This is a genomic window from Cellulomonas persica (genome assembly GCF_007989825.1).
Lineage (GTDB): Bacteria > Actinomycetota > Actinomycetes > Actinomycetales > Cellulomonadaceae > Cellulomonas > Cellulomonas persica.
Genome location: NZ_BJUA01000002.1, coordinates 27,056 through 47,806, shown reverse-complemented (window position 1 = coordinate 47,806; position 20,751 = coordinate 27,056). Strand labels below are relative to the sequence as shown.

The window sequence follows — 20,751 nt, the reverse complement described above, 5'->3', positions numbered from 1 at the left end:
CCCGCGGGGGTATAGCGTGGCGCGCTGTGCACTTCGTCATCATGGGCTGCGGCCGCGTCGGGGCGAGCCTCGCGCAAACCCTCGAGGAGCACGGCCACTCGGTGGCCGTGATCGACCAGAACCCCGAGGCGTTCCGCCGCCTGACGGGCAGCTTCTCGGGGCACAAGGTCACGGGCCTCGGCTTCGACCGGGACACCCTCATCAAGGCCGGCATCGACGACGCCTACGGTTTCGCCGCCGTCGCCGACGGCGACAACTCGAACATCCTCGCCGCGCGGGTCGCGCGCGAGACGTACGGCATCGAGAACGTCGTGGCCCGCATCTACGACCCGCACCGCGCCGAGATCTACCAGCGGCTCGGCATCCCCACCGTCGCGACCGTGCGCTGGACGGCCCTGCAGGTGCTGCGCCGGCTGCTCCCCCTCGGCGCGACGGACGAGTACCGCGACCCGTCGGGTCAGCTCACGCTCGTGCAGGTCGACGTCCACGCGGGCTGGGTGGGCCGCCCGGTCACCGCGCTCGAGGCCGCGGCCGGGGTCCGGGTCGTGTACCTGTCGCGGTACGGCGACGGCGTCCTGGCCGACGCCCGCACCGTCCTGCAGGAGAACGACGTGGTGCACGTCATGGCCCGCGTCGACGAGCTCGCCACGGTCGAGCGCGTGCTCACCGCCGAACCCCAGGAGACCGCATGAGGGTCGTGATCGCCGGCGCCGGCTCGGTGGGCCGCTCCATCGCGCGCGAGCTGCTCGCGCACGACCACGAGGTCACGCTCGTCGACCGGCAGCCGACCGCGATGCGCGTCGCGCAGGTCGCCGAGGCCGACTGGCTGCTGGCCGACGCGTGCGAGCTCCCCACCCTGCGCGAGGCGCGCACCGATGAGTGCGACGTCATGGTCGCCGCCACGGGTGACGACAAGGCCAACCTCGTCATCTCGCTGCTCGCCAAGACCGAGTTCGGCGTGCCCCGCACGGTCGCGCGCGTCAACAACCCCAAGAACGAGTGGATGTTCGACGAGGCGTGGGGCGTGGACGTGGCCGTCTCGACGCCGCGCATCATGACCGCGATGGTCGAGGAGGCCGTCGCCGTCGGCGACCTGGTGCGGATCTTCACGTTCCACCAGTCCGGCGCGGACATCCTCGAGATCACGCTGCCCGAGGACGCCGCGCTCGTGGGCGTGCGCGTCGGTCAGGTCGCCTGGCCCACCGACGTCGTGCTCGCGTGCATCGTCCGAGACGGACGACCCATCGCGCCCAGCATCGACGACACGCTCGAGGGGCGTGACGAGCTGCTGTTCGTCACGAGCAGCGAGGCCGACGAGGGTGCGCTCGACGCGATCCTCACGGGACCTCAGGTGACTCCTGCTGCTGACGGCGCGGCCGGGTCGAGCGCACCAGCACCCAGCTGATCCACAGCGCGAGCGCGGTGAGCGGCACGCCCATCGCGAGCTTCGCCGTGCCCAGCCACGCGACCTCGTCGTTGAAGTACAGCGGGAGCTGCACGGCGATGCGCAGCGCGAACATCGCGACCCACGGGATCGTCGCCCACGTGTAGGCGCGGCGCAGCGCAGGGTCGTCGTGCCACGCGACCGCGTTGCGCCACGAGCCCCCGTTCAGCGGGCCGTCGTGCGCGAACAGGCCCACGACCAGGCCGACCAGCGGCCAGCCGACGAGGACCGTCACGAGCGTCGCGAGCAGGTAGGCCCCGTTGACCCACAGCCCGTACGCGAAGTAGTCGCTCGCGTCGCCCGTGCGCCACGCCCAGACCACGCCGATGCCGACGCCGATGACGCCCGACAGCGCCTGCGTGACGGGCGTGCGCTGGACCAGCCGGACGACGACCGCGACCAGGGCGGCCGCACTCGCGGCGACGAGCGCGGGCGTCAGCCGCTGCCCGGCCGCGAGGTACACGACGACGAACAGCAGACCAGGGGCGACCGACTCGACGACGCCGCGTACGCCGCCGACCGCGTCGGATGCCGAGAACGTCTCTCCCGTGATCGCGCGCATGCCGCGCGCGGGGCCCGCGTCCGCGTCGGGCGCGTCGGCGCGCACCGTGTCGTCAGGGCGCACCACGTCGTCGGGTGCGTCGGGACGCACCGCGTCGTCGGGCGCGCTCACCTCGCGGTCACTCACCGGCTCGGGGACGCAGCTCGTAGCGGGGGTTGAAGATCGTGCGCCGCCCCTCGACCATGCAGACCATGCCGTCGGCCGTCAGCCGCCGCCCCGGTGTGATCCCTGCGATCTCGCGGCGTCCGAGCCACACGAGCGTGAGCGACCCGCTCCCGTCGTACAGCTCGGCCTCGAGCGCCGGCACACCCTCGCGCGGACGGAACGTGACCGAGCGCAGGATCCCGCTCACCTTGGCGCGCCGACGCAGCGGCGCGTTCTCGACCGTCGTGCAGCCGATCGCGCGTCCCGCCTCGACCCGCTCCTCGGCGGCCTCGACCTCGGCCTGCGAGGCCGCGAGCGAGTGCAGGACCTCCTTGAGGCTCATCGCGTCTCCGTGATCTCCGGACCCCGCGTGAGCGGGTCGAACTCGAGGTCGGCCGCGGGCTTCTCGTCGGCCTGCTCCCCGGCCGCAGCGGCGCTCGCCGCCTCGGGCCGTCCCGGCAGCGTGAGCGTGAGCAGGTCGCGAGGCGGGCGGGCCTCGGTCCCGCGCACCACGACGACCTCGCCGAAGACCCGCTCGAGCACCTGCGCGGCGGCGGGCTCGACGGCGGCACGACCGGTGATCACGCCACGCAGGAACCAGCGCGGCCCGTCGACGCCCAGGAAGCGTGCGGGCCGGTGACCCGTGCGGCCCTCGGGCGTGCGGGCAGGCAGACGGGCGAGCAGCTCGCGCCCGAACGGGCCGGGCAGGTCGTCGGCCGCGCCACCCTGCGCGACGACCGACTGCTGGATCTCCGCGCGGATCTCGTCCCAGATGCCCTCGGACCGCGGCGCGGCGTACGCCTGCAGCTGCAGCGTCGAGCCGTCGACCGTGACAGCCGCCGCGGAGACCGCGTTCGTCGCCTTGTCGACCTCCATGCGCAGCTCCATGCCGGGCACACCCGGCAGCCGCAGGGCACCCAGGTCGAGCCGAGAGATCTTCGTGGCGGCCTCGTCGTCGACGTCCCACGGACCTCGACCCGTCACGACCGGCGACGAGGCAGCCTCGTCCTGCTCCTCGGCAGCATCGGTCGCGAGCTCGTCGGTGGCCTGGACCTCCTCCTCGACCGCCGCGGGCTCGCTGTCGCCCTGGGGACGGCGCCGGAAAATCGCCACGTGTCACTCCTCCTCGGGCGCGTCTCGCGCCCGTCGCACGCCCGCGCCGCACGGCAGCGGGCAGCCAGTAGTTCGATGCTGATTCGACAGTAGCCCGCGACGGGCCGCGGACCTAGCCGCCCACGGGCGCGGGCGTCCCGTCGGCGGTCTTCCATCCCCCGCTCGAGCCGAACCCACCCGCACCGCGGTGCGAGCCGGGCAGCCGCTCGACCTCGACGAACCGCACGCACTCGACCTTCTGCACGACGAGCTGGGCGATCCGGTCCCCGCGGTGCAGCTCGATCGGGTGCTCGACGTCGGTGTTGAGCAGCGTCACCGCGATCTCGCCGCGGTAGCCCGCGTCGACCGTCCCAGGGGCGTTCACGATCGTGAGCCCGTGCCGCGCGGCGAGCCCCGAGCGCGGGTGGACGAACGCGGCGTACCCGTCCGGGAGCGCGATCGACGTCCCCGTCGGGACCGTCACGCGACCCTGCGGCGGGATCACCACGTCGATCCGCGTCACGAGGTCTGCCCCGGCGTCGCCGGGGTGGGCGTACGACGGGGCGGGCAGGTCGGGGTCGAGGCGCTGCAGCAGCACCTCCAGGGCGGGCTCGGTCGTCACGCGCCGACCCTACCGGCCCACCGAGCGCCGGGGCGCCGTCGTCCCCAGGGCGGCCACCTCCTGCAACGGCAGCGCGCGCGACGACGCGCACGTCCTGCCGTCCCGTGCCGGTCGCTCTGGGATGCTGGTCCCATGCCCGCGACGCCCGACCCCGCACGCCGCCCCTCGCCCGACGCCGTCCAGACTGCCTCGAGCACCTTCGACGAGGCGTTGCGGTTCGGCCCGCTCGGCTGGTTCGCGGTCGCCGGCCTCGTCGTCACCCTGTGGATCGCACTGCTGCCGGTCGACCTGGTGCTGGCCACCGCCGTCGCCGCGGTCGCCGCCGTCGTCGCCGTGCTGCTCGTCGTGCGCTGGACGCCGCGCGTGCGGGTGCGCGGCGGCGAGCTCGTCGCCGGACGTGCGCACATCCCTCTCGACCTCCTGCGCGCCCCGCGCGCCCTGGCGGGTGCCGAGCTGCGCGAGGCGCTCGGCCCGGGTCTCGACGCGCGCGCCTACGTCTGCCTGCGCGGCTGGGTGCACAGCGCGGTGCGCGTCGACGTGGACGATCCCCAGGACCCGACGCCCTACTGGATCGTCTCGACACGGCGCCCCGACGAGCTCGTCGCCGCGCTCACGCGCGGCTGACGCCTCGGCGGTACGCATGCCGCACACGCACCGGGCACGACGACGGCCGGCCCCGTCTCGGGACCGGCCGTCGTGGTCTCAGGGTGCCTGCGGTGAAGGTCAGGCAGCACACTCCGAGCAGACCTGCTGGCCGTCTCGCTCGTAGGCGAGCTGGCTGCGGTGATGGACGAGGAAGCAGCGCGAGCACGTGAACTCGTCGGCCTGCCGCGGCAGCACGCGGACCGAGAGCTCCTCGCCCGACAGGTCGGCGCCGGGCAGCTCGAACCCTTCAGCCGCTTCGGTCTCGTCCTCGTCGACCACGCCCGAGTTCTTGTCCGCGCGCCGCGCCTGGAGCTCCTGCAGCGAGTCCTCGCTCAGGTCCTCCTCGGTCTTGCGCGGTGCGTCGTAGTCGGTAGCCATCTGGGGCTTCACACTCCGTCTTTGTGTTGCAGGCTGATGAGTACGCGTGATCAATGCACAGCTGGAGCCTTTTGTTCCCGCGCGCAGGGGATTGTGCACCACATCCGTGCCACACGCGAACAGAGGTGACGCAGACAACGATCACACCGACGGGTGGATCGGACTACGCCGTCGAATCGGCCTTGCGAGACTCGAGAAACGTGACCAGCGCCTCGATCGTGCCAGGGGTTCCGGCAACCGTCATCTCGTGGTCAGCACGCCTGCCGTGCAGGCCGGTGACGAGCGCTCCTGCCTCCTGCGCGACGAGCGCGCCGGCGGCCTGGTCCCACGGCGCCAGACCGCGCTCGTAGTACAGGTCGAGGGCGCCGGAGGCCACCGCGCACAGGTCGAGCGCGGCCGATCCGAGACGCCGGATGTCGCGCACGAGCGGCAGCAGCTCGGCGACGATCGCGGCCTGCGCGCGTCGTCGCTCGACGAGGTAGCCGAAGCCCGTCCCGACGAGGCTCAGCTCGAGCGGCTTGGGCTCGTTGACCCGCAGCGGCTCGCCGTCGAGCGTGGCGCCCAGGCCTCGACCGGCCAGGAACGTACGCCCGTCGGCGGGCGCGTGCACCGCCCCCGCGAGCGCCGTCCACGTCTGCGGCTCGGGCGCTCGGTCGAGCGGCGCTCCGGGCGGGCCGACGACCGCGGCGACCGACACCGACCAGGACGCGAGGCCGTACAGGTAGTTGACGGTCCCGTCGATGGGGTCGACGACCCACGTCACACCGCTGGTCCCCGGGACGAACCCCTGCTCCTCACCCAGGATGCCGTCGTCGGGCCGCAGCTCCGCGAGGCGCCGCCGCAGCAGCTCCTCGGACGCGAGGTCCATCGCGGTGACCACGTCGACCGGGCTGGACTTCGTCGCGTGGACACGGACGCGGGCGGGACGGCCCTCGTGCACGAGGGATCCGGCCTCGCGCGCCAGGATCTGCGCGGTGGCGACGAGCGCCGAGACGTCGTGCGGTTCGGGTGTGCTCATGGGTCCATCCTGCCGTCGGAACGGCCGTCCCCTCGTCGCCGCCCTCGACCGGACCCCGGCCTGCGTCCGCCGTGACGCAGCCATCGCCGACGCGCGGTCTCAGGGACGTCCGCGCCAGGGCCCGGGTGCGTGCAGCCGGAAGCGCAGCGACAGCACGCGAAGCGCGAACACCCCGAGCACCACCGCGGAGAGCACGAGCGGGGTCGGCCGGCCCGCGATCCACAGTCCGGTCGTCGCCGCGGCGCCGAGCAGCGCGGGGACCGCGTAGAGCTGGCGGTCGTGCAGCACCACCGGCACCTCACCGGTCAGCAGGTCGCGCAGGACGCCGCCGCCCGCCCCCGTGATGACGCCGACGATCACCGCGGCGACCGCGGTCGTGCCGTACTCGAGGCCCTTGACCGTCCCGACGACCGTGAACACCGCGAGCGCACCGGCGTCGAGCACGACGATGAACCGGCGTGCCCGCTGCAGCCGCGGGTGGAAGAAGTACATGACGAGCGCACCGACCAGCGCGGTGACGATGAGCCGCCAGTCGGAGATGCCCACGGGCGGCACCGCGCCGATCAGCACATCACGCAGGAGTCCACCACCGAGCCCGGCCGCCCAGCCGAGCACGAAGATGCCGAACACGTCGAACTGCTTGCGGACCGCGGCGAGCGCTCCCGACATCGCTCCGACCCCGACGCCGACGATCTCGAGCACCGGTTCGAACGGGATGTCGCCGACCACGAGTGCATGATGACACCCCGAGCGTCACATCCGAGAGGGACGGCACACCGGGCCCACCTCCGCCCGCAGACGTGCAGAAGGTGGCACCCTCGACCGTGAGGCAGTAGGAGGACGTATGGATGAGCTCGAGCTGGTGGGTCTGGCCGACGACGGCGAGCACCTCGTGCTCACGCGCGCGGACGGCGAGCGGTTCCGCGTCCGCATCGACGAGCCGCTGCGCGCGGCCGTCCGCCGCGACCGACCGCAGCTCGAGCAGCTGCGCGCCGAGAGCGCGAGCGCGCTGTCGCCGCGCGAGATCCAGGCCCGCATCCGGGCAGGCGCCACGACGCAGGAGGTCGCCGAGCAGTCGGGGCTGCCGGTCGCGCACGTGCGCCGCTACGAGGGCCCGGTGCTCGCCGAGCGCGAGTACGTCGCCGAGCAGGCGCGTGCCTCGCGGGTCGGCCGTGACCACGGTGCGCCCGTGCTCGGTGACCTCGTGACGGACCGCCTCGCCGCGCGCGGGGTCGACCTGTCGTCGCTCGCGTGGGACGCCGCCCGCGAGGCGAACGGTCCGTGGTTCGTCCTGGCGCGGTTCACCGTGGACGACTCGCCGCGCGAGGCCCGGTGGTCGTTCGACCCCGCGGCCCGCACGCTCGTCGCCGACGAGGACGAGGCCCGCTGGCTGTCCGAGACCGAGCTGCCCGACGAGCCCGTCTCACGCCGCCACCTCGCCGCGGTGCGTGACGTGGTGTTCGACTTCGAGTCGGTCGCGGCCGTGCGCCCGATCGGCGGTGGCGACCAGGCCGACGGCGACACGCACGAGCAGCCGGCCGTCGACCCGCAGGAGCAGACGCACGCCCTCCTCGACGACCTGCAGGCGCGCCGCGGCGTGCGGCAGGCGGTCGAGCCCGAGGAGGACGACGACGCCCAGTTCGAGGGCTTCGGCCCGCAGCACGCGTTCGACTTCTCGCGCCTCGAGGACGTCCCGGGTGCGCACCCCGCGGACGCCGACGAGCGGGCCGAGGCGGTCGTGCTGCCGGCGCACCGACTCGTGGCCCGGCCGGCCACCGAGCCGGCGACCGACGACGCCACGGCACCCGAGGCCGCGGTCCCGGCGGCCGCCTCGACCGCGTCGCCGCCCGACGAGCCCGCCGAGCAGGAGCACGCGAAGGCCCCCGCGCACGAGGACCGGCCGCGCGGGCGCAAGACGCGCGCGAAGGTGCCGAGCTGGGACGAGATCGTGTTCGGGGCGCGTCCGGAGTAGGACGAACGGTCGGTCGGCGCTCAGCAGCCGGTCGGCACGCGACGCTCAGACGTCGAGCGTCGGCTGCTCGACGAGCACGGACGTGACCAGGGTCTGCGCGTTCGGCGCCGCGGCACGCGCGACGGCGGCGGTCATCCGCCGCATGTGGTGCCGCCGGCACAGCACCTCGTACTGCACCTCGCCGACCGACGCGTCGGGACTGCCCGCCACGTCCCCGACGACGACCTGCTCACCCTCGACGACCATCTCGCCGTCGACCGTGCGGGCATTGTGCGTCGCCCGCGCGCCGCACCAGCACAGCGCGCGGACCTGCAGCACCTCGACCCGGTCCGCGAGCTCGACGAGCCGCTGCGACCCGGGGAAGAGCCGCGCGCGGAAGTCGGACGAGATGCCGAACGCGTACACGTCGACCCCGAGCTCGTCGACGACGCGAGCGAGCTGCTCGACCTGCTCGGCCGTGTAGAACTGCGCCTCGTCGCCCAGCACGTAGTCGACGGGACGGCCCTGCGTGCGGCGGCCGATCACCTCGGCCCAGAAGTCCGTGCGGTCGTCGACCTCGTGCGCGCGCTTGGTCAGCCCGAGGCGCGACGAGATCGTCGCGTTGCCCGAGCGGTCGTGCCGCGTGAACAGCACGCCGTCGCGGCCTCGCGCGGCGTGGTTGTGGTGCATCTGGAGCGCGAGCGTCGACTTGCCGCAGTCCATCGTGCCCGAGAAGAACACCAGCTCGGCCACCGTGCCCGCCCCTCGTCCTCGTCCTGTCGTGCGCCGCACATCCTCGCAGACGCGGCCGCTCGCGCCGCACCCCGCGGTTCGCCGGGCCGCGTCACGCGACGACGATGCAGGGCACCAGCATCTCGTGCGGTGTGAGCGACCCGTGGACGCCCACCATGTCGAGCGACGCGGCGGTCTGCGTGCGCGTGTCGACGACGGTCGCGGCGCCCGCCATCGCGACCATGAGGTCGCCCACGACGGGACGCACACGGTCGTCGACGGGGCCGATCAGGCCGGAGTCGACCACCTCGTCGCGCGTGAGCACGAGGCCGTCGTCGCCCAGGACGTCCTGCCACGCGTCGCGCACCCGCTCGACGGGGACACCGCGCGCGAGGTGCACGTGGCTCGCGCGCGGCTCGCCCGCGACCAGGTCGACACCGGCCGACAGTCGCGCGTCGGACGCGACGTCCCACCGCCGCGTCCGGTCGACGTCGACCATCCCGTGGTCGGCGGTCACGACGAGCACTCCCCCGCGCGGCATGAGGCGCGCGAGCCGGCCGATCTCGGCGTCGGCCTCGGCGAGCGCGTCGCCCCACTGCCACGAGCCCACACCGTGGTGGTGCCCGACCTTGTCGACGTCACCCCAGTACAGGTAGGCCAGGCCGGGCTGACGCAGCGCCTGGAGCGCCGCGTCGACGCGGTCGGCGAGCGACTCGGCGGCCACGTAGCGCGAGCCGCGCAGCGCCGCCCGCGTCAGGCCGGACCCCGCGAACCGCGCCGGCCCCACGCTCGTGACCGGGGTCCCGGCGGCCGTCAGGAGCTCGAACGTGCTCGCGTGCGGCTGCCACGTCTCGGGCGCGGGCGCGTCGCTCCACGAGACGAGGTTGGCGAGCGCTCCCGTGCCGGGCACGCGCACGGTGTAGCCCAGCATCCCGGTCCCGCCGGGCGGCACGGCGGTGCCGAACGTGCCCAGCGCGGTCGCCGTGGTCGACGGGAACGTGCTCGAGACCGGGCTCGAGCCGTCGACGGCACGGCGCAGGAACGGCGCGTGCCCGCTGCGCTCGGCCAGGTTCAGGTGGCCGAGACCGTCCACGAGCACGACGCACACGCGCGGGCTCGCGGGCACCCCGACGAGCGCGCGCGCCGCCGCCCAGCCCGCGGCCGCCGGCAGGCCGTCGCTCGCACCGGCCGCCTCGTGCAGCGCTCCGGCCGCTCCCGCGAGCACCGAGCCCAGACCCGTGCGGTCGTCGGCCCCGGGCAGCACGAACCCGTACTTCTGGGCCGACTGCGCGAGCAGCGCAGCCGCCGTCCCGGCGTCCGAGGAGGGCGCTCCGACGTGCGTCGTCATGTCAGCGCCGTGCGCTCGCGGCCGAGAGCGCGCGTGCGAACTCGGTCGCCGCGCGCACCGAGTCGGCCCCCTCGGCCGCGGCGCTGACGCGCACCACGACGTCGTCGGGTGCGAGCGTCCCGGTCAGGCCGTGGTCCGCCTCGCACGCGGGGTCGCCGCACGTCGCGGGCTCGAGGTCGACGCGCGAGACCGCACCCCACCCGATCGCGAGCGTGAGCTCGAGCGCTGCCTTGCCGGGCTCGTGCCGCTCGGGCCGCTCGACGAGGTGGGTGAGCACGACAGAGCGCAGCTCGGCCAGCGGGACGGACTCGGTGGTCGCGGACGCGGCCGACGACGGGTGCTCGGAGTCCGCAGGGTGGTCGTCGACGTGCGCGCAGACCAGGCGGGTCGGTGTCAGCACGAGCACCGTGACGTGGCGGCGCACCTCGGCGGAGTCGAACGTGGTCTCGGGGTGCACGAGGTGGGCCACCACGGGTTCGTCGGCCAGGGCGACCTCCAGCACGTCGGCGACGAGCTCGGGGTAGTAACCGGCGCGGTACAGGTCCTCGTGCAAGGAGCGAGCAGCTGCGGGCATCTGCCCATCCTCCCACCGCCGGGGTGCTCGGCCCCAGCCTCGTCCGTCACGTTGTGGAGAGCGTGGCGTCACGCTCACGTGCGCTGCAGCCGGCGCGTGTTGTCCGCGCGGTCCGCGTGCGCGAGGGTGACGCGCGCCGCGAGCGCGACCGCACCGCGTTCGGCGACGACCACCGGGTTGAGCTCGAGGCTACGGACCTCGGGCAGCGCGTCGGACAGCACCGCGACCCGTGCGACCACGTCCTCGAGCGCGGCGACGTCGAGCGGGGGCAGCCCGCGGTAGCCGAACAGCCGCGGCGCGGCGCGGGGAGCGCGGACCAGGTCGGCGACGTCGACGTCCGTCAGCGGCGGGATCCCGTAGGCGACGTCGCCGAGCAGGTCGGACGCGTCGCCCGCGAGCCCGACGCTGATGACCGGGCCGTAGAGCGGGTCCTCGACCGAACGCACGACGCACGAGGAGCCGCGCGGCGCCATCGCCTGGACCTCGAGCGGCGCGGCCCCGGGTTCGGGCCGGTGCTCGGCGGCGAGCGCGAGCACCTCGGCGACGTCGGCGCGCAGCTCGGCCTCGTCGGCCACGTCGAGCCGGATCCCGCCCAGGTCCGCCCGGTGCCGCAGCGCGGGTGCGGTCGTCTTGAGCGCGACGGGGTACCCGATCGCGCGCGCGGCCGCGGCGGCCTCGTCCGCGTCGTGCGCGGGCGTCGAGGCCAGCACGTGCACCCCGACCGCGGCGAGCAGCTCGCCTGCCTGCTCGGGCGTCAGCACGACCTGCGCCGAGCCGGTGAGCCACCCGCGCACGAGGCGCGCTGCGCGGCGCAGGTCGGCGCCCTCGGGGTGCAACGGCCGCCCGTGGTCCCGCGAGCGCCACGTCGCGTAGCGAGCCGCGTGGCCGAGCGCGAGCGCGGCGTCCTCGGGTGTCGCGTACGCGGGCACCGTGCGCGGCTCGCCGTCCGGTCCCGGCGCGGTCAGCTCGTCGGTCACGCCGCGCAGCCCCAGCACGCACGCGACGACGGTCTTGCCGCTGTCCGCCGCGGCGCGCGCGACCACCCGCCCGAACCGCGGGTCCGGTGCCCCGACGATCGGGATGCGCACGACGATCACGACGTCCACGTCGGGCTCCCGCAGGACCTCCCGCACGAGCGCCTCGGCGGTCTCGTCGTCCGCGTCCTCGGGCAGCACCTGCGCCCCGGCGACGACCAGCCCCGCCGTCGCGGCGGCCTCCGCGACGAACGTCGCGCCCGACGACGAGCTCGCGACGACCGCCACACGGCGTCCCGCGGGCAGCGGCTGCAGCGCAAGGACCTGTGCGACGTCGAACATCTGGTGGGTGTTCTCGACCCGGATCACACCCGACTGCCGCATGAGCTCGTCGACCGCGCGCCCGGGCGCCTGCGTGGGGCGCACGGCGTGCCCGGGAGGGACGACCTGCCCCGACCGGCCCGCGGTCAGGACGATCACGGGCTTGATGAGCGCGAGGCGCCGCGCGACGCGCGAGAACTTGCGCGGGTTGCCGATCGACTCCAGGTACAGCCCGACCACGTCGGTGCCCTCGTCGTCGGCCCAGAACTGCATGAGGTCGTTGCCCGAGACGTCCGCGCGGTGCCCGGCCGAGACGAACTCGGCCAGCCCGAGCCCGCGCCGCCGCGCCGCGTCGAGCAGGGGCACCGCGAGGGCCGCCGACTGGCTGAACAGCCCGAGTCGGCCGGGCGCCGGCAGCTCGTCGGCGAGCGAGGCGTTGAGCGCGCCGTCCTGCCCGAGCGAGACGATCCCGTAGGAAGCGGGACCGATCAGGCGCATCCCCGTGCGATGCGCCGCGGCGAGCACCGCGCGCTGCAGCGCGAGCCCCTCGGGCCCGGTCTCGGCGAAGCCCGCGGTCATCAGCACCACGGCACGCGCACCCGTGGGCGCGATCGCGCGCACCACCGCGGGCGCGTACTGCGCCGGGACGGCGAGCACCGCGAGGTCCACGGGCCCGACGACGCCCTCGAACGCCGCCGCCACAGCGGCGGCCCGCGCCCGCTCGTCGAGGTCGGCCGCCCCGGTCGCGTCGGCGTCGGGAACGGGGTCCGTGCCGACCGACTGCACCCGCACCTGCGGGTCGGCGAGGGCGAGGTGCGCGAGCACCGCGCGCGCCATGCCGAGGTGCAGCGTGCGAGGCGGCGGCGCGCCGGGCAGCACCGGTCCGACGACGAGCACCGAGCGTGCCCCGAGCACCGCGCGCATCGACCGCGCCTCGGCGCGGTGCTCGCGGTCGGCCATCACGGCCAGCGACCGGTCCGTCGGGTCGATGTCGAACGCGAGCGAGACCACGCCGTCCTCGGCGTGCTGGCGCACCTCGTACCCCGCGTCGCGGAACACCGAGATCATGCGGCCGTTCTGCGGCAGCACCTCGGCGACGAAGCGACGGACGCCACGCTCGCGCGCGGCCGCGGCGAGGTGCTCCAGCAGCACCGAGCCCAGCCCGCGGCCCTGCTGCGCGTCCGCGATGTTGAACGCGACCTCGGCCTCGTCCTCGTCGACCCGGTCGTACCGCGCGACGCCGATGATCCGGTAGCCCTGCGGCCCGTCGTCGTCCGCGGTGGCGACGAGCGCGACGCGGTCGGTGTGGTCGACGTGCACGAGCCGGTGCAGGTCGCGCTCGGGCAGCCGCTCGAGGTGCGCGAAGAAGCGCAGGTAGGTCGAGCGCTCGGACTGGGCGACGTGGAACGCCTGCAGCGCGTCGGCGTCCTGCGGCCTGATCGGACGGATGTGCGTCGTCGCCCCGTCGAGCAGGACGACGTCGGCCTCCCAGCCCGCCGGATAGGCGGCGTCCGCGTCGTCGCGGGTCGCGTCGTCCATGCCGTCAGGCTAGCGATCCCGCGCGCCTGGCACGTCGCACCCCGCCCGCGGGCGAGAATGGGCCGGCACCACGACCGCAGCACCCGAGGAGCAGCCCCGCATGGCGCGTCGCCCCGCGACCCCGAACCTGCCGCCCGACGACCTCGTCGAGCGGATCGTCGACATCGACGTCGCGACCGAGATGGAGGGCTCGTTCCTCGAGTACGCCTACTCGGTCATATACGCGCGTGCGCTGCCCGACGCGCGGGACGGCCTCAAGCCCGTGCAGCGGCGCATCCTCTTCCAGATGTCCGACATGGGCCTGCGCCCGGACCGCCCGTACGTGAAGTCGGCGCGCGTCGTCGGCGAGGTCATGGGCAAGCTGCACCCGCACGGCGACTCCGCGATCTACGACGCGATGGTGCGCCTCGCACAGCCGTTCAGCCTGCGTCTGCCGCTCGTGGACGGGCACGGCAACTTCGGCTCGCTCGACGACGGCCCCGCTGCCCCGCGCTACACCGAGGCGCGCCTGGCCCCCGCCGCCATGGCGATGACCACGGACCTCGACGAGGACGTCGTCGACTTCGTGCCCAACTACGACAACAAGCTGCAGCAGCCCGACGTGCTGCCGTCGGCCATCCCGAACCTCCTGGTCAACGGCGCGGCCGGCATCGCGGTCGGCATGGCGACGAACATGGCGCCGCACAACCTCGTCGAGGTCGTCGCCGCGGCCCGCCACCTCGTCATGCACCCCGACGCGACGCTCGAGGACCTGGTGCGGTTCGTGCCCGGGCCGGACCTGCCCACGGGCGGCAAGATCGTCGGGCTGGACGGCGTGCGCGACGCGTACCGGACCGGACGCGGGGCGTTCCGCACGCGCGCGACCGCCCGCATCGAGAACGTCACGGCGCGCCGCAAGGGCATCGTCATCACCGAGCTGCCGTACATGGTCGGCCCGGAGAAGGTCATCGAGAAGATCAAGGAGGGCGTGCAGTCCAAGAAGCTCTCCGGCATCGCCGACGCGGTCGACCTGACCGACCGCGCGCACGGCCTGCGTCTCGTGATCGAGGTCAAGTCCGGCTTCGACCCGGACGCGGTGCTCGAGCAGCTCTACCGCGCGACGCCGCTCGAGGACTCGTTCTCGATCAACAACGTCGCGCTCGTCGACGGCCAGCCCCGCACGCTCGGCCTGCGCGAGCTGCTCGTCGTGTGGGTCGACCACCGGCTCTCGGTCGTGCGACGCCGCTCGCAGTTCCGGCTGGACAAGCGTCTCGAGCGCCTGCACCTGGTCGAGGGCCTGCTCGTCGCGATCCTCGACATCGACGAGGTCATCCAGGTCATCCGCACGTCCGACGACGCGGAGGCGGCACGCTCGCGCCTGCGCTCGGTCTTCGACCTGTCGGAGCCGCAGGCCGAGTACATCCTCGAGCTGCGCCTGCGCCGCCTGACGAAGTTCTCCCGCCTCGAGCTCGAGCGCGAGAAGGAGCAGCTCGAGGCCGAGATCGACGAGCTGCGCGCGGTCCTCGGTGACGACGTCACGCTGCGCACGCTGGTCTCCGACGAGATGGCGCAGGTCGCGGCCACGTACGGCACGCCGCGACGCACGATCCTGCTCGAGTCCGCGGGCGGGTCCGCGGTGACCGGGGCGCCCGCGGCGAAGGGCTCGTCGCGCGGCGCCGCGGTCACGCTCGAGATCGCCGACACGCCGTGCTTCGCCCTCCTGTCCGGCACGGGTCTGCTCGCGCGCACCGCGACCGACGAGCCGATCGAGCGGACGCCGGACACGCGCCGGGCCAAGCACGACGTCCTGGCGTCCGTGGTCGCGACGACGACGCGCGCGGAGATCGGAGCCGTCACGTCCCGCGGCCGCATGGTGCGGATCCCGATGCTCGACCTGCCCGCGCTGCCGCCCGCGCACGGCGCACCGTCGCTCGGCGGCGGCGTGCCGCTCAGCGAGGTCGTCACGCTCGAGCCCGGCGAGCGCGTCGTCGCCCTCGCGTCGCTCGCCGCGGACGCCCCGACGCTCGCGCTCGCGACCGCGCAGGGCGTCGTGAAGCGCGTGACCGCGGGCGACGTGCCCGGCAACCGGGACGCGTGGGAGGTCGTCGCGCTCAAGGACGGCGACGAGGTGGTCGGCGCGACGCAGGTCACCGACGACGACGAGCTCGTGCTGGTCTCGTCGGACTCCTCGCTGCTGCACTTCGGCGCCGCGCAGGTCCGGCCGCAGGGCCGTGCCGCGGGCGGCATGGCCGGCATCAAGCTCGCGGCGGGTCAGCGGGTCGTCGCGTTCGCGGGCGTCCCGGCGGCGCGGGTCGGCGACGCGGTCGTCGTGACCGTGTCCGGCTCGTCGACCGCGCTGCCCGGCACGCAGGCCGGCTCGGCGAAGGTCTCCCCGTTCGAGGTCTTCCCCGGCAAGGGCCGCGCGACGGGCGGCGTGCGCTCGCACCGGTTCCTCAAGGGTGAGGACGCGCTGATCCTCGCGTGGGTGGGTGCCGCGCCCGCGTGGGCGTGCGGCTCGGCGGGTCAACCCATCGACCTGCCCGAGCTCGACCCGCGTCGCGACATGTCGGGCACGGCGCTGCACGCGCCGCTGCACGCGATCGGCTAGTCGGCCTCGACGCGCTCACACCCCGACGCGACGCACGGCGACGAACGCGACCACGTTGTCGCGCGTCGTCGTCGGTGTGCGCACGGCGAGCGTCGTCGGGCGGGCGCGTCGTCGCGCGCGGTTGTCGGACGCGACGGCCGCCACCAGGAGCGCCTGGCCGACGGCGTACGTGAGCATGACCGCGACGCCCTGCCCGGGCAGGTCCCAGCCCGGCACGAACCGGGCGAGGGCGATGAGCGCGTCGGACAGCAGGAACACCGCACCTCCGATCGCGCCCAGACGCCCGAGCCCGGTCGCGAGCACCGCCATCGCGGTGAGCACCCCGCCGTACACCGCGACCGGCACCAGGAGGGTCCCGGCGTGCGGCGCGCACAGCGCGACGAGACCGACCAGCACCGCGCCGTAGACGACGAGCCACGCAGGCCGGGTCCGCACGACGCTGCGGCGCGCCCGCGGGGCGAACGCGACGACGTACGACACCTGGGCCAGCAGGAAGCACCCGACCATCGCGAGGAACGCGGCGTCGCCGTCGAGCAGCCGGGGCACGGCGTCCCCGAGGAACGACGCGGCGAGCGCGCCGAACGCCCAGGTCACCGTGTGCCCGCGCGGCCAGCGCGTCGCCGTCCAGAGCACCCCGGCCAGGACGGGCATGAGGAGGCACTGCGTGACGTCGGCGAGGTCGTCGGCGCCCGCGAGCAGGGCGCCGAGATGCGCCGCGACGAGCACGCCGTAACCGATCGACCACCGCCGCACCGCAGCAGACGAGTGCATCGGGCGTCCTTCCCGCCGGCGCATGCCGGCAGCGAGACGGCGGACCTCGTCGTCCGCCGGCCGTGATGCTATCCCGCAGCCCAGGGGCCCGGCGACGCTGCCCCGCCGACGGGTGGACGGCCGTCGCGACGCCCGTGCGCCCGACCGTGCCGGGCGAACCTCCCCGTCAGAGCTCGATCGTGAACAGCGTCGACCGGTAGAACGGCGTGAAGCCGAGCGAGGTGTAGAGCCCGAGCGCACCGGACAGGTTCTCGGTGTCGACCCCCAGCTCCGCGTACTGGATGCCGTCGGCGTGCAGGCGCCGCATCACCGCTGCGAGCAGCGCAGGGGCGATGCCGCGACGTCGCCACGCCGGGCGGACACCCAGCAGCTCGACGTACCCCGAGCTGTGGCCCGCGATCTCCCAGTCCTGCTCGTACCGGCCCGTGAGCAGGTAGCCCGCGACCTCGCCCGTCGCCTCGTCCAGCGCGACCAGGCTCCACTGCGGCGCGAAGTGGCTACGGCCGCTGCGCCACGACTCGGCGGTCTGCGGTTCGCTCCCCCAGTGCGACGCGAACGCCTCGTTGTGCGCGAGCCGGACCTCCTCGTCGCGCTCCTCGCTCCACCCGACGATCTGCACACCCGCGGGGACCGGGACGTCCGGCAGGTCGGTCTCCAGCGGACGGTGCAGGTCCGAGTAGTAGCGGATCGGCGTGAGCCCGCACGCACGGAGCAGCGCGAGCGCGCTCGTCGTCTGCTCGGACGCGTACGCCCCGATCCGGCCCGGCACGTCCTTGCCGGTCGCCGCCAGGACCTGGCGCGCACGGTCGAGCTCCCACGCGAGCACCTCACGCCCGATCCCCCGGCCCCGCCACTGCGGGTCGACGCCGCCCTCGAGGAACGCGCGCACGACCGTCGTGTCACCGGGCGGCTGCGTCACCTGCGCCCACGCCCGCAGCACGCCCGAGTCGTCGACGCCGCCGAGCGTGTCGCGCGCCGGGTCCTTCCAGTCGCCGTCGAACTTCTCGGCGACCTCCTCCGGCGAGGTGCGGAACGGCTCCGCGTCGGCCTCCTCGATGCGTCCCAGCAGGCTCGTCAGGTCCGGGACGTCAGCCACCGACAGGGGTCGCCAGGTCAGGCCGTGGTCGGCCGACGGCAGACGGACCTCGGCGGGCGCCTGGGCCCGCTCGGCGATCGGGCTCAGGGTCGTGGGCTCGGAGACAGACATGGTGCACATGCTCCGTGGCGGACCCGGCGACGGCAACGCCATTTCGTCTGCCGCCGCAGGTGCGCGGCTGCCGTCAGACGTCGATGCGGCTGCGGTCCAGGCCGCTCGCGCCCGCGACGATGAAGTCCTTCCGCGGTGCGACGTCCGAACCCATGAGCAGCTCGAAGACCTCCTCGGCCCGCGCGGCCGCGTCGACGGTCACCCGCCGCAGCGTGCGGAAGCGCGGGTCCATCGTGGTCTCCGCGAGCTGGTCGGCGTCCATCTCGCCGAGGCCCTTGTAGCGCTGGATGTCGTCCTTGTAGCGCTTGCCGGCCTTGTCGAGCTTCTTGAGCGTCGCGGCGAGCTCGGCTTCCGAGTACGTGTAGACGTACTTGTCCGCGTCGCCGCGCACACCCGTGAGCTCGATGCGGTGCAGCGGCGGGACCGCGGCGTACACGCGTCCCTCCTCGACGAGCGGCCGCATGTACCGGAAGAAGAGCGTCAGGAGCAGGGTGCGGATGTGCGCGCCGTCGACGTCGGCGTCCGTCATCAGCACGATCTTGCCGTAGCGGGCCGCCTCGAGGTCGAACGTGCGCCCCGAGCCCGCGCCGATGACCTGGATGATCGCGGCGCACTCGGCGTTCTTCAGCATGTCCGTCACGGACGCCTTCTGGACGTTGAGGATCTTGCCGCGGATCGGCAGCAGCGCCTGGAAGTCCGACGAGCGTGCCAGCTTGGCCGTGCCGAGCGCCGAGTCACCCTCGACGATGAACAGCTCGCTGTGCGCGACGTCGTCGATCCGGCAGTCCGCGAGCTTGGCCGGCAGCGAGGAGGACTCGAGCGCGTTCTTGCGGCGCGAGATCTCCTTCTGCTTGCGCGCGGACAGCCGCGCACGCATCTCCCCGACCACCTTGTCGAGCAGGGCAGCCGTGTGCGCCTTGTGCTCGCGCTTGCTCGACGCGAACAGCGCCGCGAGCTCCTTCTCGACGACCTTCGCGACGATCCCGCGCACGGGGCCCGTGCCGAGGACCTCCTTGGTCTGACCCTCGAACTGCGGCTCGGCGAGGCGGACCGTGAGCACCGCGGTCATGCCGGCGAGCATGTCTTCCTTGTCGATGCGCTCCGTCGCCGCGTCCTTGGCGCTGATCTTGAGGCGACGCGCGTTCGCGTCGACCTGCTTGCGCAGCGTCTTGAGCAGACCTGCCTCGAAGCCTGCCTGGTGCGTCCCGCCCTTGGGCGTCGCGACGATGTTGACGAACGTGCGCAGCTCGGTCTCGTACCCGGTCCCCCAGCGCACCGCGACCTCGACGTCGCACGTGCGCTCGACCTCGCGCGGCGTCATGTGGCCCTTCTCGTCGAGCACGGGCACGGTCTCGGTGAACGTCCCCGATCCCGTCAGGTGCCACGTGTCCGTCACCGGTGCGTCGGGCGACAGGTGGTCGACGAAGTCGACGACGCCGCCGGTGTGGCAGAACGTCTCCTCGTGCGGGCCGTGCTCGCCCGGCGTCCCCGCCAGCCCGCGCTCGTCGCGCACGACGATCGTCAGGCCGGGCACCAGGAAGCTCGTCTGGCGGGCGCGCGTGACGAGCTCGTCGTACGCGAACACGGCGGTCTTGGGGAAGATCTGACGGTCGGCCCAGTACCGCACGCGCGTTCCGGTGCGGGCCTTGGCGACCTTGCCGACGACCGCGAGCTCGGAGCCCGACACGAACGGCTCGAACGGCGACTGCGGCGTACGGCCCTCGCGGTCGTCGAACGTGCCGGGCTCGCCGCGGTGGAACGTCATGCGGTGCGTCTTGCCGTCGCGGTCGACCTCGACGTCGAGACGTGCCGACAGCGCGTTGACGACCGACGCGCCGACGCCGTGCAGTCCGCCCGACGCGCCGTACGAGCCGCCGCCGAACTTGCCGCCCGCGTGCAGCTTGGTGAACACGACCTCGACACCCGTCAGACCGGTCTTCGGCTCGACGTCGACCGGGATGCCGCGCGCGTTGTCGCGGACCTCGACCGAGCTGTCGGCGTGCAGCACGACCTCGATCCGGTCGCCGAACCCGGCGAGCGCCTCGTCGACGGCGTTGTCGATGATCTCCCAGAGGCAGTGCATGAGACCGCGGCTGTCCGTGGTCCCGATGTACATGCCGGGTCGCTTGCGGACGGCCTCGAGTCCTTCGAGCACCGACAGGTGCCGGGCGGTGTAGGCCGAGCGCGAGGAGGTCGTCGTCACGCGTGAGATGGTAGCTGCGCCCACCCCCGCAGCCCGCGAGCCATGCCGTGACCACGCGCACCGGTTCGCGCCCCGCGACGTGAAGGCCCACCTGAGGTGCGCCGAAGGTCCCTTGCATGTCAGGTGCGTCACGATCGTGTGACGTTTCCGTACGCGGACAGCGAACCACCCGCTCCCGAGAGGATGGATTCGGCAGACGGATGGTTGTATGGGGATGTGACAGCGACAACGACCGAACCGCTCACCGCAGCCGACCGCTGCGACCGTTGCGGCGCCCAGGCCTACGTCCGCGTGGTGCTCCCCGTGGGTGAGCTCCTGTTCTGCGCGCACCACGCGCGCGAGCACGCGCCGAAGTTCGCCGAGCTGGCGACGCACGTCCACGACGAGACCGACCGACTTCTCGAGGAGCACGGCGCCGGCGCGATGCGCTGACCCGCTCCCCTCGACGACGAGGCCCGGACCCCTGCGGTCCGGGCCTCGTCTCGTCGTACCTGGGACCGCTCCCGTCCTGACCAGCCGTCGCGGCCGAGCGAGGACGACGACGGCACGGGTGCGGCGACGCGACGCATCACACACGCGAGAGCCTCCGCACCCTGTCGTCAGGGGCGGGGGCTCTCGCGCGCGAGCCAGCTCGGGGCC

20 protein-coding genes are annotated in these 20,751 nt (G+C 74.0%); 6 read left to right on the top strand and 14 right to left on the bottom strand.

The genetic code is table 11. The features are described from left to right. The first annotated feature begins 41 nt into the window (after positions 1–41). Complete coding sequence (locus CPE01_RS02055; RefSeq protein ID WP_146805246.1) at positions 42–692, top strand: potassium channel family protein; 651 nt, start codon at positions 42–44, stop codon at positions 690–692. Next, positions 689–1,405: a potassium channel family protein gene (locus CPE01_RS02050; protein WP_146804994.1), complete on the top strand. Its 717-nt coding sequence runs from the start codon at positions 689–691 to the stop codon at positions 1,403–1,405. The genes CPE01_RS02055 and CPE01_RS02050 overlap by 4 nt, the downstream gene beginning before the upstream one ends. Here CPE01_RS02050 and CPE01_RS02045 read toward each other — a convergent pair. From CPE01_RS02045 to dut, 4 genes are all read right to left on the bottom strand, one after another. Beyond that, positions 1,338–2,117: a DUF3159 domain-containing protein gene (locus CPE01_RS02045; RefSeq protein ID WP_307723666.1), complete on the bottom strand. Its 780-nt coding sequence runs from the start codon at positions 2,115–2,117 to the stop codon at positions 1,338–1,340. The two genes, CPE01_RS02050 and CPE01_RS02045, sit on opposite strands and share 68 nt — an antisense overlap. Before the next feature lie 7 nt (positions 2,118–2,124). Then, positions 2,125–2,493, bottom strand: coding sequence for an OB-fold nucleic acid binding domain-containing protein (locus CPE01_RS02040; RefSeq protein WP_146804993.1), 369 nt, complete (start codon positions 2,491–2,493; stop codon positions 2,125–2,127). Further along, positions 2,490–3,263, bottom strand: coding sequence for a DUF3710 domain-containing protein (locus tag CPE01_RS02035; RefSeq protein ID WP_146804992.1), 774 nt, complete (start codon positions 3,261–3,263; stop codon positions 2,490–2,492). Before CPE01_RS02035 ends, CPE01_RS02040 begins: the two co-directional genes overlap by 4 nt. Positions 3,264–3,375: 112 nt before the next feature. Further along, positions 3,376–3,864, bottom strand: coding sequence for a dUTP diphosphatase (gene dut, locus CPE01_RS02030; protein WP_186811369.1), 489 nt, complete (start codon positions 3,862–3,864; stop codon positions 3,376–3,378). Between the two features lie 132 nt (positions 3,865–3,996). Here dut and CPE01_RS02025 point away from each other — a divergent pair, with 132 nt between their 5' ends. Beyond that, positions 3,997–4,488 (top strand): DUF3093 domain-containing protein, encoded by a 492-nt coding sequence (locus CPE01_RS02025; protein ID WP_146804991.1) that lies wholly within the window; start codon positions 3,997–3,999, stop codon positions 4,486–4,488. Positions 4,489–4,587: 99 nt separating this feature from the next. Here the strand turns inward: CPE01_RS02025 and CPE01_RS02020 are convergent, their stop codons facing one another. The 3 genes from CPE01_RS02020 to CPE01_RS02010 form a co-directional block, all read right to left on the bottom strand. Continuing rightward, positions 4,588–4,887 (bottom strand): DUF4193 domain-containing protein, encoded by a 300-nt coding sequence (locus tag CPE01_RS02020; RefSeq protein ID WP_013883495.1) that lies wholly within the window; start codon positions 4,885–4,887, stop codon positions 4,588–4,590. Positions 4,888–5,050: 163 nt separating this feature from the next. Continuing rightward, complete coding sequence (locus tag CPE01_RS02015; protein ID WP_146804990.1) at positions 5,051–5,905, bottom strand: inositol monophosphatase family protein; 855 nt, start codon at positions 5,903–5,905, stop codon at positions 5,051–5,053. Between the two features lie 99 nt (positions 5,906–6,004). Continuing rightward, positions 6,005–6,634 (bottom strand): trimeric intracellular cation channel family protein, encoded by a 630-nt coding sequence (locus CPE01_RS02010; protein WP_146804989.1) that lies wholly within the window; start codon positions 6,632–6,634, stop codon positions 6,005–6,007. Positions 6,635–6,749: 115 nt separating this feature from the next. Between CPE01_RS02010 and sepH the strand changes: the two genes are divergently transcribed. After that, positions 6,750–7,877, top strand: coding sequence for a septation protein SepH (sepH, locus tag CPE01_RS02005; RefSeq protein WP_146804988.1), 1,128 nt, complete (start codon positions 6,750–6,752; stop codon positions 7,875–7,877). A gap of 45 nt (positions 7,878–7,922) precedes the next feature. Here sepH and CPE01_RS02000 read toward each other — a convergent pair whose 3' ends face one another. From CPE01_RS02000 to CPE01_RS01985, 4 genes are all read right to left on the bottom strand, one after another. Further along, a complete protein-coding gene (locus CPE01_RS02000) occupies positions 7,923–8,609 on the bottom strand; it encodes a thymidine kinase (protein ID WP_146804987.1) in 687 nt (228 codons plus the stop codon). A gap of 91 nt (positions 8,610–8,700) precedes the next feature. Further along, positions 8,701–9,936, bottom strand: coding sequence for an alkaline phosphatase family protein (locus CPE01_RS01995; RefSeq protein WP_146804986.1), 1,236 nt, complete (start codon positions 9,934–9,936; stop codon positions 8,701–8,703). A gap of 1 nt (position 9,937) precedes the next feature. Beyond that, positions 9,938–10,510 carry a DUF5998 family protein gene (locus CPE01_RS01990; RefSeq protein ID WP_146804985.1) on the bottom strand — a complete coding sequence of 191 codons (573 nt, stop codon included), beginning with the start codon at positions 10,508–10,510 and terminating at the stop codon, positions 9,938–9,940. 74 nt (positions 10,511–10,584) lie between these two features. Beyond that, positions 10,585–13,344 carry a bifunctional acetate--CoA ligase family protein/GNAT family N-acetyltransferase gene (locus CPE01_RS01985; protein WP_146804984.1) on the bottom strand — a complete coding sequence of 920 codons (2,760 nt, stop codon included), beginning with the start codon at positions 13,342–13,344 and terminating at the stop codon, positions 10,585–10,587. 100 nt (positions 13,345–13,444) lie between these two features. Here CPE01_RS01985 and CPE01_RS01980 point away from each other — a divergent pair, with 100 nt between their 5' ends. Further along, a complete protein-coding gene (locus CPE01_RS01980; RefSeq protein WP_146804983.1) occupies positions 13,445–15,931 on the top strand; it encodes a DNA gyrase/topoisomerase IV subunit A in 2,487 nt (828 codons plus the stop codon). Positions 15,932–15,946: 15 nt separating this feature from the next. On the opposite strand, the gene CPE01_RS01975 is transcribed toward CPE01_RS01980, so the two are convergent. The 3 genes from CPE01_RS01975 to CPE01_RS01965 form a co-directional block, all read right to left on the bottom strand. Beyond that, positions 15,947–16,702, bottom strand: coding sequence for a lysoplasmalogenase (locus tag CPE01_RS01975; protein ID WP_146804982.1), 756 nt, complete (start codon positions 16,700–16,702; stop codon positions 15,947–15,949). A 166-nt stretch (positions 16,703–16,868) separates the two neighbouring features. Further along, positions 16,869–17,909 (bottom strand): GNAT family N-acetyltransferase, encoded by a 1,041-nt coding sequence (locus CPE01_RS01970; RefSeq protein WP_186811368.1) that lies wholly within the window; start codon positions 17,907–17,909, stop codon positions 16,869–16,871. A gap of 73 nt (positions 17,910–17,982) precedes the next feature. Beyond that, complete coding sequence (locus tag CPE01_RS01965) at positions 17,983–20,112, bottom strand: DNA gyrase/topoisomerase IV subunit B (protein ID WP_146804980.1); 2,130 nt, start codon at positions 20,110–20,112, stop codon at positions 17,983–17,985. A 183-nt stretch (positions 20,113–20,295) separates the two neighbouring features. Between CPE01_RS01965 and CPE01_RS01960 the strand changes: the two genes are divergently transcribed. Continuing rightward, positions 20,296–20,544, top strand: coding sequence for a DUF7455 domain-containing protein (locus tag CPE01_RS01960; RefSeq protein ID WP_146805243.1), 249 nt, complete (start codon positions 20,296–20,298; stop codon positions 20,542–20,544). Positions 20,545–20,751: the final 207 nt, after the last annotated feature.